This is a genomic window from Tychonema sp. LEGE 07196, from assembly GCF_963890365.1.
Classification (GTDB): Bacteria; Cyanobacteriota; Cyanobacteriia; order Cyanobacteriales; family Microcoleaceae; genus Microcoleus.
This window is the reverse complement of the sequence record NZ_CAWPRX010000077.1, coordinates 1-12,707: the sequence shown is the minus strand read 5'-3', so window position 1 is coordinate 12,707 and position 12,707 is coordinate 1. Positions and strand designations below refer to the sequence as shown.

Sequence of the window (12,707 nt, the reverse complement as noted above, 5' to 3'; positions counted from 1 at the left end):
TCATGTGTGAATGTCTTACTCCCTCCCCTTAGTAAGGGGAGGGCTGGGGTGGGGTAAAAAGTTTACGACTCCTGCAAGGATTGCCATATCAACTATCAACTGACAACTATCAACTGACAACTATCAACTGACAACTGACAACTGACAACTGACAACTAACAACTGACTAATTAACAAATCGGCCGCTGCCCCGGTTTGACTGCGTGAATGTACTCGCTGCCCGAAGTCGGCCATCCCCGCTTATAATAGGCTTCCTCCGGCTTCCCCCAGCCCAACTGCAACAAAATTTCGAGAAAATCCAACTTTTCCCACTTCGAGAGACTGGCCCATTCTGTGCGCTGGGCTAGAGCCTCTACATCCACCGGCTCGATCGATCGAAAATCCTTCCCGCTGTTAATACTCAAATACAAATCCATCCCCGCAGTTACCTGCTGCCAGAATTCCAACATCGCAATCTTAGCTGCTGTCAGAGTAATCAAATCAACCGGTAAAGCTATCAACTCGTCATCCACCGCCGGATAGCGCAGAGTCTTGCCTTTAACCGTCATTTCCCGCCAGACAATCCCAGAAACTTGATGTTCCCGCTGGTATTCGTGCACTGCGGCCTTAAAATTTTGATAAGCAGTGAACTTTTGAACGCCCTCAGATTTGAGAAAACGATCGATCACCGGATTCCCTGTAGCAGGAGTTTCAGTCAAGTTGAGACGTCGCCCGTGCAAGCAGGCTTGGCGCTCTTCTTCGAGGATTTTAATGAGTTGAGCCGTGCTGTAGACGTTAGACATCTTTATTCGGGCAAAATCAATACATTTGCTGGTATGGCTGATTCGATCGGCTAATTTTCACTAAAGATTCTTTTTTTTGTGAACAATATCACTTTTGCCGCTATTGTAACCCACATTCTGCAGATGTGGCTGAGCTTACTGGTATTTTTAAGCAATCAAAACTATGAAAATTTTCCTAACCTAATTTTTTTATGTTTAATTGTTGCTGTTCGTGAAAATAACTATAATGTAGAAAAACTTAAGTTATTTTGTTTGAATTAGTTTGCTCTCGCGTGCGATCGATTAATATCATTCCGATCCAACTGGAAACGATATAAATTCAATAAAATTAGATCGCGCGTGCGGAATGTTTTTGTTATGGTAATCGACCGGAGATGATATTATGCAGTAATGCAAGTGTAATTAATTCTGCACGCCTTAATCTGCACAGTCAATTTCAAACTTTTAGGGCGAAGTCGAAGGATCTAAAATTGACTGACTTTTTCCAATATCTGTGAATTTTAAAAGCATTTTGAATCTTCGACAAAGATACTTTTGCTGTTAAAAATTCCTGAGTTTGTTTTCACAGAAAATTGCACGTCTCCCTTGCTTTTTCCTGCTTGTTTCAACATCTCCATTACCATTTTCCTGTGATTGCGTCCTTCAGCCTTAATTCTTCTCGACTGACTAGAGCTTCGTAATAATCGGGTTTGATTTCTAGGGCGACTCCGTAAGAGTTCATGGCATCTTGAGTGCGCTGCAATTTTTGCAAAACGTCGCCCCGCTGTGCCCAAGCTTCCCAGTTATCCGGCTTGAGTTGAATCACTTGGTCAAAAGCGACGAGCGATTCGGAATAGCGCTGCATTTTCCCTAGCAGCAAACCTCGCTGCACCCAGCCTTGATAGCTGTCGGGCCAGATAGTAATTGCTCGATCGTAGGATGCTAGAGCTTGTTCGTATTGCTGCAAAGTTGATAGAGCATTGCCGCGTTTCAACCAAGCTTCAAAATTGTCGGGCACGATTTTAATTACGCGGTTGTAAGCTGCGACAGCTTCTTCGTAACGCTGCAATTTTTCCAGGGCCGCGCCTTGCTGCAATCCTACTTTTGATGTAATTTCTGTTTCTGAACTCAGAGAAATTACTTTGTCATAACAGGCGATCGCTTCTTCGTACTGTTGCAAGTTTTCTAGAGCTTCGCCTCGGAAATTCCAAGCTTCTAAAAAATTTCCTTCAATTTGTAGGGCATTGCTATAAGCAATTATTGCATCTTTGTAGCGTTCCAATTCTGCTAGGGCGATGCCTCTACCCAGCCAAGCTTCGGGGAAGTTTGGATTAATTTGAATTGCTCTGTCAAAAGCAGCGATCGCCTCTTCATAATCTCTCGATTCTGACAGGGTTTGACCGCGCCCGATCCATACTTCTGGATAAAAAGAATTAATTTCAATTGCGCGATCGAAACAAGCAATTGCGCCATCGCGCCACTGGTGTTTGAGCGCCATTCCTTTATAAAACCAAGCTTCGCAATCGTTGGGTTGCAGTTGCAGCACGCGATCGTAAGCTGTGACTGCTTCTCCGTATTTGTGCAGTTTTGCTGAAGCAATACCCCGATTGAACCAAGCCAGACTATTTTGTGGTTGTAGTTGAATGGTGCGATCGTAAGAAGTTACAGCTTCGGCGTAGCGCTCGGCCTTCATCAGAGCCAAACCTCGGTTCAGCCAAGCTTCTGCATTAGTCGAGACGAGTTTGAGCGATCGCTCGTAGGCCGCCACGGCTTCAGCGTAGCGCTCTGCTTGCAGCAATACGTTGCCTTGCCGGCACCACATCGCGGGCAAATTTGGGTGAATTTGCGTGGCTTTTTTGTAACAGCTTGCTGCTTTATCCCACTCCTGCAATTCCTCTAAAACTCTGCCTTGCTGATACCAAGCTTCGTGCTTTTCTGGATTGATTTCAATTGCTTTGTCGAAAGCCGCGATCGCTTCTGAGTAATTCTGTAAATTTAACTGTGCGCTCCCGCGCAGCATCCAAGCCCAATATTCTTCTGGATTAATTGCTATAGCTCGATCGCAACAGGCCACTGTTTCTGCGTAGGAGTGCAGTTGCTTGTAAGCTTTGCCCAGATTCAGCCACGCCCGGGCCCAGTCCGGCTTAATTTGCACCGCTTTTCCATAGCAAATGATTGCCGCTTCGTACCTTCCCGATGCGTACAATCTATTGCCCCGATCGTAATCTGGAAATGCTGCCACAATTCTTAAAATCGGTGGCAGCAGAGCTGGTTGGGGGTTTGAGGAGTTTTCCGTGGCTGAAGTCGAGAGGTCTGGCATACGCCTTACATATAAAAAATTTAGTGGGTTGACAAGCTTGCGGTCTTATATATTAACTTATGCTGTTCTTAACTCGCTGCGGTTTTGAAACCAATTTAGCATATCAGGTCTTCTGCCACAAATTATATTTACTTGAGAGCAACTTAAATCTATATGTATAAAATTATGCACAGTTCCCGCTTTCAGTATTCGGCTGTAAAATGCAGTCGGGAAACAAACAAATATCTCGTCATCCTGATTTCAAAATAAATTTAATATGCTAACTGTACACAGACTTTTAGATTTTGCGGACTGCTTTACCGATCGCAATTCAAGGTCGATCGACCTTTCCTGCAATTATTGGTACGAAGGTAATTGTCCTCAAAGCGGCGAACTGCTGAGACTCCCGCGCACTCGAATGTCAGAGGAGCTCGCCAGGGGTTTGATGCAGTACCTGGCTGCGGACGATTGCTTCGATCGCGAGGGCAAGATGTACGGCATATTGCTGGTGGAGATGGCTTCGGGGGAACAGGGAATACTCAAAGCATTTTCCGGGCTGCTGAACGGTTGCAGCGTTGTTGAGGGCTGGGTGCCGCCGATTCCGGGACGATCGCGAGTTCAAGGAGAGGAAGCGCGCGCCTTAACTCAATTGGAGGCGATGAAACAGGAACTGATTGCACTGAATCAACTGCCGCAGCGACAAGAGTATCAAGCTTTATTGAGCGAGTTTGAATTGCAATTGCAATTTTTGAACGAACAGCACCGAAACGGCAAGCAACAGCGAGAACAAAAACGCCAATTACTGTCTCAAACTCTCGCATCAGAAGCACTCTCAATTGCCCTCGAACAATTGAATCAAGCCAGCCGTTTGGAGAAAATTGAACGCCGGCAATTGAAACGGCGGCGGGATGAAACATTGCAGCCGCTAAAACTCTTAATTGAAGCTGCCGACGAGCGGATGCGGGCGCTGAAAAAGCAGCGAAAAGAACTTTCCCGCGAACTTCAGGCGCAGATGCACGCGGCCTATACGCTGGTTAATTTTTTGGGTAAATCGCGATCGCTCTTGCAATTGATGCCTGCGGGTGCTATTCCCACGGGAACGGGCGATTGTTGCGCGCCCAAATTGCTGCACTATGCTGCTGCAAATAATTTAAAACCCCTAGCAATGGCAGAGTTTTGGTGGGGGCCACCATCGGGGGATAAGATTCAAGGGGAATTTTATGGTGCTTGTGGCGATCGGTGTCAGCCGCTGATGGGTTTTTTGCTTTCTGGATTGGGTGAAAATAAATCAAGATTACCGATTATTTATCAAGACGACTGGTTAATTGCTGTCAACAAGCCCGCCGGATTGCTATCAGTTCCCGGTCGATATTTCGACACTCAAGATAGCGTTCAAAGCCGCTTACAAAACTATTTTTACGATGGCTTGAATTTGAGGAATGTTCACCGATTGGATTTAGAAACATCGGGTATTTTGCTGCTAGCGCGCGACAAAGAAACCCACAGCAAATTGAGCGGTCAATTTGCTGACAAACAAGTTCGCAAAGTTTATGAAGCGGTGCTTTCTGGGACTGTAAAAATTGATGCCGGGACGATCGAACTTCCACTTTGGGGCGATCCCGAAAATCGCCCTTGCCAACAAGTTAATTGGGAGTGCGGAAAGCCCAGCGTTACTGGCTTTCAGGTAATGGCGAGGGAGGGAAATCATACTCGCGTCGAGTTTTTGCCGCTGACGGGGCGCACGCATCAGTTGCGGGTTCATGCAGCGGATGTTGGAGGGTTGGGAATACCGATTTTGGGCGATCGACTTTACGGATGTCGGGCTGCTGCGAGTCGATTGCACTTGCACGCGCGGGAACTTTGCTTCGAGCACCCGCAGTCGGGAGAATGGCTGCACTTACAGGCGGCGACTCCATTTTGAACACGCGGGCGATCGATATCTGTAGAATTACCAAAAAATTGGGTCTAAAGCCCCGTCCTTATAGGACGGCTTTAATTACAAGAAGTGTGAAGACTTGTTAAATATACAGACTTATAAGTAAAAGTTTTAGCAAAACTGATAAACTATTCCAATGATAGTTTTAGAGTTTAAATTGAAGGGCAAAACGGAGCAATATCGAATCATCGACGACATGATTCGGACGGCTCAATTTGTCAGAAACAAAACTCTTAGACATTGGATAGACAACCAAAAAATTAAGTTAGTAGACCTGTACAAACAATGCGCCGTTGTAGCGAAAGAGTTTGAATGGGCAGGCAAGCTTAACTCAACGGCACGTCAAGCTTCGGCCCAACGTGCTATTTTTGCTATCCAACGTTTCTTCGCCAATTGCAAAGCCAAGAAGCCCGGAAAAAAGGGCTACCCACAGTTCAAGAAGTACACTCGTTCCGTCGAGTACAAACAATCCGGCTGGGCGCTTTCTAGCGACAAAAGATACCTAACATTTAAGGATGGTTTTGCTGCTGGAAAATTTAAGTTAATTGGTAGTCGGGACTTGCATTTCTCGGCACCTACGGAGATTAAGCGAATTAGGGTAGTGCGTCGTGCCGACGGCTATTATGCCCAATTCTGCATCAACGTCGAACGAAAAGAGGAACCCGTTTCTACTGGCAAAACTATCGGCATAGATGTTGGATTAAACCACTTCTATACTGACAGCGACGGCGAAACAGTTCCTAATCCTCGGTATCTTCGCAAAAGCGAAAAAGCTCTCTCTGAGATTGCAGAAGCGAGTTTCTCGGAAAAAGAAAGGCTCCAAAAGCCGGAAAAAGGCGATCGACAAGTTAGGAAGAAAACATCTAAAGGTTAGTCGGCAGCGCAAAGACTTCGCCATTAAGACGGCGTTGTGCGTAGTGAAATCTAACGATTTTGTAGCCTACGAAGACCTTCAAGTGCGTAACATGGTTAAAAACCATAAACTCGCTAAGTCGATTAGTGATGCTGCGTGGTCGCAGACTTGATCATTATTTGGAGTATTTTGGAAAAGTGTACAGCAAAACAGTTATCGCTGTTCCGCCACAATACACATCTCAGGAATGCTCAAACTGTGGCAATCTTGTTAAGAAAACTTTATCAACCCGAACGCATATTTGCGGTTGCGGAACGATACTAGATCGCGACCACAACGCTGGAAGAAATATTTTAGCAAAGGGTTTGAAAGCCCGTGCAAAAATCAATTTAAATACGGTGGGGCACACCGGAATTAACGCTGGGGGACAGACCGACCTCTACTCGCTGGTGGTGACATCAACGAGCAAATCGACTGGTTGATCCAAGAATCCCCTCGCCTTTAGGCAGGGGAGTGTCAAAAGCATAGGAATCTCAACTCGCCTCTGTTCAGGAAACCTTAAAATGGTACAGACTCCCACTAAAAACTTTACCCTAGAAGAGTTTCTGCAACTGCCGGAGACGGAACCCGCCAGCGAATACATTAATGGACGGATCGTCCAAAAACCAATGCCACAAGGAGAACACAGTGCTCTTCAGACTGAATTGTCCCCTGCAATCAACTCGGTTGTAAGATCCAAGAAGATTGCACGAGCTTTCTGTGAACTCCGCTGCACTTTTGGCGGGCGATCGATCGTACCCGGTGTTTCGGTATTCCTGTGGAACAGGATTCCTCGCAAGGAAAATGGTGAAGTGGCTAATGTTTTTGCAATTGCGCCAGATTGGACGATCGAAATTCTTTCGCCCGACCAAAGCCAAACTAAAGTAACGAAAAATATTCTGCATTGCTTGAGGCACGGAACGCAGATGGGTTGGCTGATTGACCCATCTGAGCAATGTGTATTTGTTTATTTGCGCGATCGACCAACAGCATTTTATGATGAAGGCGATGTACTGTTACCAGTGCCAGAATTTGCCCGAGAATTCAACCTTACAGTTAAAGGTTTATTTAATTGGCTGTTAGAGTAACTAAAAATTTGGCAGTATTAAATAACTGGTATAACTGGTTATAACTGGTTCCCAGGCTCTTCCTGGGAAACGAGATCATTCTTGCTCTGCCTCGCTGGGAAAAATGGAAGATTGAGGCTCTTCCTCGCCTATCTGCATTACCAGGCTCTTCCTGGGAACGAGTAAATAACATTGGATCGCGCGTGCGGACACCATATAGAGATATGCTGACAAAGATTTGTTCGCAAGTCCGGTTTGAGTTATCTTGAGAAGCGATCGAACTCAAATTTTTCAGATTCTTCAGTTGAGTAAATATCAAAATTATGACCACTCAAACAACCTCTCCACTCCTACTAAGTCCCTTCAAAATCGGAGATTTACCCTTAAAAAATCGGGTAGTCATGGCACCCCTGACGCGGAGCAGAGCCGGTGAATCGCGGATGCCCAACGCCTTAATGGCAGAGTATTACACTCAGCGAGCCTCCGCTGGTTTAATCATTACAGAAGCTACGGTGGTTTCTACTCAAGCTAACGGTTGGCTGAATACGCCCGGTATTTATTCAGACGAGCAAGGCGAAGCTTGGAAACAAATTGTGAATGCAGTTCATGCCCGCGAAACGCCGATTTTCATGCAGCTTTGGCACTGCGGGCGAGCTTCCCACAGCAGTTTTCACGAAAACAATCAATTGCCAGTTGCAGCATCTGCCGTCAAAATCAACGGAGAAGGCATTCATACTCCTGCGGGAAAACAACCCTACCAAACCCCCCGCGCTCTAGAAACCGATGAAATCTCCCTAGTTGTAGAAGATTATCGCAAGGCGGCGGAACGGGCAAAAATGGCAGGTTTTGACGGTGTAGAAATTCACGCGGCAAACGGCTATCTCATTGACACATTTCTGCAAACCAGAACCAATCACCGCACTGATTCCTATGGTGGGACAGTCGAAAATCGCTACCGTTTTCTTAAAGAAATTGTAGAGGCGATTATCACAGTATTTCCGGCCAACCGAGTGGGAGTTAGGCTGTCTCCCAACGGTAATTTCAATGACATGGGTTCTCCAGAATATCGAGAAGATTTTCTGTATTTCGCAAAGCAGTTAAATGCCTGTGATTTAGCTTACCTTCACTTGGTGGACGGTCTGGCATTTGGCTTTCACGAATTGGGAACGCCGATGATGATAGGAGAGTTTCGCGATGTGTTTGCCGGGCCGCTGATTGGTAACTGCGGATACACTCAAGAACAGGCTGAAAAGGCTTTGAGCAGCAAAGTGGCGGATTTAATTGCTTTTGGTCGCGATTTTATCAGCAATCCAGATTTGGTAGAGCGTTTCGCTAATGGTTGGCCGCTCAATCCGCCTGCTGAAGTGGGGGTGTGGTATTCTTTTGGGCCTGAAGGTTATATCGATTTCCCGACTTATCAGGAATCTCAAGCTATTTCTTAGTTGAGTTGGTTGGTTGGGGCGGGTTTATCAATACCGAGTATGTGAATCATGGATAATGGTGAACTCGCCCCAACAGGATTTATGGTTGATTCACCGAAAGTAGGAGTGGGAGTTGGAGCGATATTTAATTTTCATCGCCGGTTGAGATCGAGAACGTTTCCCCATATCCTAATAACCATAGGGTACTTCAAAAAATTAGAGCTACGAGCTCAGCTTTTGAGATCCTGAAAATAATCAATAGCGGAAGCGCTTTTAAGAAAATGGCACAAAATCACAAGTCAACAGTTATCATCACCGGCGCATCCTCCGGCGTCGGCTTGTACGGCGCGAAAGCCCTTGCAGACAAAGGATGGCACGTAGTCATGGCCTGTCGCGACGTGCGGAAAGCCGGAGACGCAGCCCAAGATTTGGGCATACCTCAAGGCAGTTTCTCCATCATGCAAATTGACTTGGGAGATTTGGAAAGCGTGCGCCGGTTTGCTAGGGAATTCAAGGCCAGCGGCAGGCCTCTCGATGCTTTGGTGTGCAACGCGGCAATTTATATGCCTTTGATTAAGGCACCGCTGCGGACTCAGGAGGGTTACGAGTTGACGATGACTACAAATCACCTCGGTCATTTCTTGCTGTGCAACCTGATGATGGAAAATATGAAGCCTTCCTACTATAACGATGCGAGAATCGTGATTTTGGGAACTGTGACTCACAATCCAGACGAGTTGGGCGGCAAGATTCCGCCGCGCCCGGATTTGGGAAATTTTGAGGGCTTTGAAGCGGGTTTTAAAGACCCGGTTTCGATGGCTGACGGCAAGAAGTTTGAACCGGTCAAGGCTTACAAAGATAGCAAAGTTTGCAACGTGCTGACGATGCGGGAATTGCACCGCCGCTTTCACGAATCTACGGGGATTAATTTCACTTCGCTTTATCCCGGATGCGTTGCGGATACGCCGCTGTTCCGCAATCACTATCCTTTGTTTCAGAAGCTTTTCCCGCTGTTTCAAAAGAATATTACCGGGGGTTACGTGTCGCAGGAGTTGGCGGGGGAAAGGCTGGCGATGGTGGTTGCAGATCCCGAATACAAGCAATCTGGCGCTTATTGGAGTTGGGGAAACCGCCAGAAAAAAGATGGCAAATCTTTTGTGCAGAAGGTTTCTCCGCAGGCGCGGGATGATGAGAAAGGCGAGCGGATGTGGGAGTTGAGCGCTCGGTTGGTGGGTTTGACTGACGGGGCTCCAATGGGTGCTGCTACTGCTGGTCGATCGGCATAATACCAATTTCATAAAGTAGCGCTAGATATTACCCCCCCCAACCCCCCCGCGATTTCGGGGGGGCTAAGACTTCATCCATAGCAAATCTTTAGAAAAATGGCATAATATCGTGTTTGCACTACTAACTGGGAAAACGGACGGTCGTTTGCACTGCAAACTGTTTTTGTCAGCGACTTGACATGATGTAGTTGATAGTTTGTGCACCACAATCTCAGAAACCGGGTTTTTTACTTTGTCTGCGGGCTGTGACGAAGTGAACGTAGGAAAAACCCGGTTTCCTGCTATTGGTACGATCGCCCCATGAACCTCAAAGCGCAGGTTGGGCGATCGAATAAATCGATTTTTTATACCGTTGGCGATCGAATGTCGAGATATTGTTGCGGATCAACATCCGGTTGATGCGTAAGTTTTGGGGGACGAACACCGGAGCGATTTTTTGGTTTTTGGCCGTTGCGAAACTGTTGGCTTTTTTGCGGTTAAGATTAATTTTAAGTTTAGGGTGCACGGGTTCCTGAAAAGATTTTCACCCAATTATTCGAGATAATTAGATCCTATGGCTTGTCGATCGCAAAAACTTTTTTTAATCGCTGGAATTTTTGGCTTAGTTTGGTTGGGAAAGCCAGCGAAAACATCCGCTAGCAATGTTGCAATTTTTACCTCCCATGTTGAGGATTTGACCGCAGTCAGTAGCGGTCGCGATCGACACGAGCGAAGCACTGATAATCTTGACACTCGCGAAGACTTGCTCGCCCCAGCATCAGATCGATCGGCTTTGCCACCAATTATACCTGCAGAAAATCCCGATTTACAGTCAGAAGTTGCCAATTGGGCCGATCGCACCTCGATCGCCACAACTCAAGAAACCGCGCTTTCTAACTCAGGTAAACCGCTAGAAGAAAGTATTAGCGCCCAAAAAATTGGTTTGGAGGGCGATCGAGATTCGCAACTAATTTCCAATCCGGTGACATCGGAATTAGAACCGAGTTTTGTCGCGATCGCGGGTACAGACAATTCTGATAACAATATCAGCCAACTTCCCAACCCAATTCAACCCAGAGAGCCGGAATTTCCCGCACCAATCGCCCCCGAACCGCCTCCGCCCTCTCCCCTCCAGCCAACCCCAGCAACACCTGCTCCCGGCGACACCAGACCGGGGATTCCGGGTACAATTCGGGTGGAGCGCTTTGAATTTGAGGGCAACACGGCTTTTAGCGATCGCGAACTGGCAGAAGTTACGCAGCAATTTGCGGGGCGCGAAATCACCTTTGCCGAACTGATCGCAGCGGAAGCAGCCGTCACTCAAAAATACGTAGCAGCCGGATACATCAATTCCGGGGCTGTAATTCCCGCCAACCAAAGCTTTCCCAGGGAAGGAGGCGCGGTAAAAATTCGGATTGTCGAAGGCGGGTTAGATGAAATTGCGATCGCGGGAAACAGGCGCTTGAATTCAAGTTACGTGCGATCGCGCCTCGAACGCGCCACCATTCGGCCGCTCAATCGATATCGGCTGCTGGAAGCCTTGCAAATGCTGCAACTAGACCCCTTAATTGCCAATATTTCCGCCGAATTGCAAGCCGGAAGCCGCCCGGAAAACAGCAGGTTGGAAGTGCGGATTAAAGAAGCAGACAGCCTCAGCGGCGAAGTGTTCGCAGACAACAACCGATCGCCCAGCGTGGGCAGTTTTCGGCGCGGCGTGCGCGTCAATCAAGCAAATTTGCTCGGTTTGGGCGACGGATTGGAGGTATCCTACGCTAACACCGACGGCAGCAACGAATTTAACGGTAGCTACACAGTTCCCGTCAACGCGCGCAACGGCACAATTCGGTTTGCTGCGGGTGCTGCGAACACCAACGTGATCGAGGAACCCTTTGCTGCGGCAGAAATTGAGGGTAAATCGCGCACTTACGAGTTAACTTACCGCCAGCCGATTGTCGAAAAGCCCGATCGCACTTTAGCTTTGGGAGTAAGTTTATCGCGGCAAGAAAGCGATACATTCCTGTTGGGGGAACCATTTGCGCTGTCGGCGGGAGCAAACGATCGCGGGGAAACGCGGGTTTCGGCGGTGCGGTTTTTTCAAGAATACGTGCAGCGAAATACCCGACAAGTGATCGCGGCGCGATCGCAGTTTTCCGTCGGTAGCAATTTGTTCGGCGCTACTGAGAACAATAGCGGCCCTGACAGCCACTTTCTGGCGTGGCGCGGACAAGCGCAGTACGTGCGGCTCTTAGCGCCGGAAACCTTACTGATAGTGCGTTCCGACATTCAATTAGCCGATCGCCCGCTGCTTTCTCTCGAACAAATCGGGATCGGCGGCGTTCAAAGCGTGCGCGGATACCGCCAAGATTTGCTGTTAACTGATAGCGGTGCGATCGCATCTGCAGAAGTGCGAATCCCTGTTTGGCGCGCGCCGAAAGTTAAAGGATTGTTGCAGGTGGCTCCGTTTATCGATTTTGGGGTAGGCTGGAACCATTCGGGGGAAAAAGCTAATCCTGAGTCTGACACGCTGTTGGGTGCGGGTTTGGGGCTGGTTTGGCAAATGGGCGATCGGCTGAATGTGCGTCTGGATTACGGTATTCCTTTGATTAATGCTCGATCCTCTTCGAGGGCTTCGCTAACGGGCGATCGAACTTTGCAGGAAAAAGGCATCTACTTTCGGATTAATTATTTTGCTTTCTAGCTATAAAATCGAGCAATCTGTCAACCGCAAATGTCAGGTAGATGCACGCAGATGTACGCAGATAATTTCAATATTGTTTGTTGGTTGGCGATTGGTGAAATTTAAGTCTAATATGTTGACACAATAGGGCTTGTCTTATTGTTTCGGAAACGGGAACAGCACTATCATAAAAAATGATTCAAAAATGATATCAATTCCGGTTGCACTCATACATGATGTTAACTGTTAACAATTAACTGTCCACAGTGAATTTATACCAATTGCAAAAAATAATGCAACAGTATTCTTGTCCCCCACCCTTTACAAGGGGGGGCTAGGGGGGGTCAAAGAGTATTGCATGATTTTAGAGAAATGGTATTACTATACTG

General features: G+C 47.3%; 11 protein-coding genes. 8 read left to right on the top strand and 3 right to left on the bottom strand.

The annotated features are described in order from the left end of the window. Positions 1-170: 170 nt before the first annotated feature. Together AACV78_RS09680 and AACV78_RS09675 are read right to left on the bottom strand one after the other, a co-directional pair. Positions 171-782 (bottom strand): hypothetical protein, encoded by a 612-nt coding sequence (locus AACV78_RS09680; protein WP_194012719.1) that lies wholly within the window; start codon positions 780-782, stop codon positions 171-173. A 616-nt stretch (positions 783-1,398) separates the two neighbouring features. Beyond that, on the bottom strand, positions 1,399-3,081 hold the full coding sequence (locus tag AACV78_RS09675) for a tetratricopeptide repeat protein (protein WP_194012720.1): 1,683 nt from the start codon (positions 3,079-3,081) through the stop codon (positions 1,399-1,401). A 256-nt stretch (positions 3,082-3,337) separates the two neighbouring features. Between AACV78_RS09675 and AACV78_RS09670 the strand changes: the two genes are divergently transcribed. From AACV78_RS09670 to AACV78_RS09640, 7 genes are all read left to right on the top strand, one after another. Continuing rightward, positions 3,338-4,981 carry an RluA family pseudouridine synthase gene (locus tag AACV78_RS09670; protein ID WP_194012721.1) on the top strand — a complete coding sequence of 548 codons (1,644 nt, stop codon included), beginning with the start codon at positions 3,338-3,340 and terminating at the stop codon, positions 4,979-4,981. A gap of 151 nt (positions 4,982-5,132) precedes the next feature. After that, positions 5,133-5,870 (top strand): RNA-guided endonuclease InsQ/TnpB family protein, encoded by a 738-nt coding sequence (locus tag AACV78_RS09665; protein WP_228042672.1) that lies wholly within the window; start codon positions 5,133-5,135, stop codon positions 5,868-5,870. Beyond that, positions 5,782-6,021: a transposase gene (locus AACV78_RS09660; RefSeq protein ID WP_228052149.1), complete on the top strand. Its 240-nt coding sequence runs from the start codon at positions 5,782-5,784 to the stop codon at positions 6,019-6,021. The genes AACV78_RS09665 and AACV78_RS09660 overlap by 89 nt, the downstream gene beginning before the upstream one ends. After that, the gene (locus AACV78_RS09655; protein WP_228042671.1) at positions 5,999-6,331 is read left to right on the top strand and encodes a transposase; all 333 of its coding nucleotides are present in this window, start codon (positions 5,999-6,001) and stop codon (positions 6,329-6,331) included. The genes AACV78_RS09660 and AACV78_RS09655 overlap by 23 nt, the downstream gene beginning before the upstream one ends. A gap of 81 nt (positions 6,332-6,412) precedes the next feature. After that, complete coding sequence (locus tag AACV78_RS09650; protein ID WP_194012722.1) at positions 6,413-6,976, top strand: Uma2 family endonuclease; 564 nt, start codon at positions 6,413-6,415, stop codon at positions 6,974-6,976. 302 nt (positions 6,977-7,278) lie between these two features. Beyond that, positions 7,279-8,397, top strand: a complete 1,119-nt coding sequence (locus AACV78_RS09645) for an alkene reductase (protein WP_194012723.1) — start codon at positions 7,279-7,281, stop codon at positions 8,395-8,397. A 260-nt stretch (positions 8,398-8,657) separates the two neighbouring features. After that, the gene (locus AACV78_RS09640; RefSeq protein ID WP_194012724.1) at positions 8,658-9,662 is read left to right on the top strand and encodes a protochlorophyllide reductase; all 1,005 of its coding nucleotides are present in this window, start codon (positions 8,658-8,660) and stop codon (positions 9,660-9,662) included. A 307-nt stretch (positions 9,663-9,969) separates the two neighbouring features. Here AACV78_RS09640 and AACV78_RS09635 read toward each other — a convergent pair whose 3' ends face one another. Continuing rightward, positions 9,970-10,167: a hypothetical protein gene (locus AACV78_RS09635; RefSeq protein ID WP_194012699.1), complete on the bottom strand. Its 198-nt coding sequence runs from the start codon at positions 10,165-10,167 to the stop codon at positions 9,970-9,972. A 48-nt stretch (positions 10,168-10,215) separates the two neighbouring features. Here AACV78_RS09635 and AACV78_RS09630 point away from each other — a divergent pair, with 48 nt between their 5' ends. After that, positions 10,216-12,339 carry a ShlB/FhaC/HecB family hemolysin secretion/activation protein gene (locus AACV78_RS09630; RefSeq protein ID WP_194074402.1) on the top strand — a complete coding sequence of 708 codons (2,124 nt, stop codon included), beginning with the start codon at positions 10,216-10,218 and terminating at the stop codon, positions 12,337-12,339. Positions 12,340-12,707: the final 368 nt, after the last annotated feature.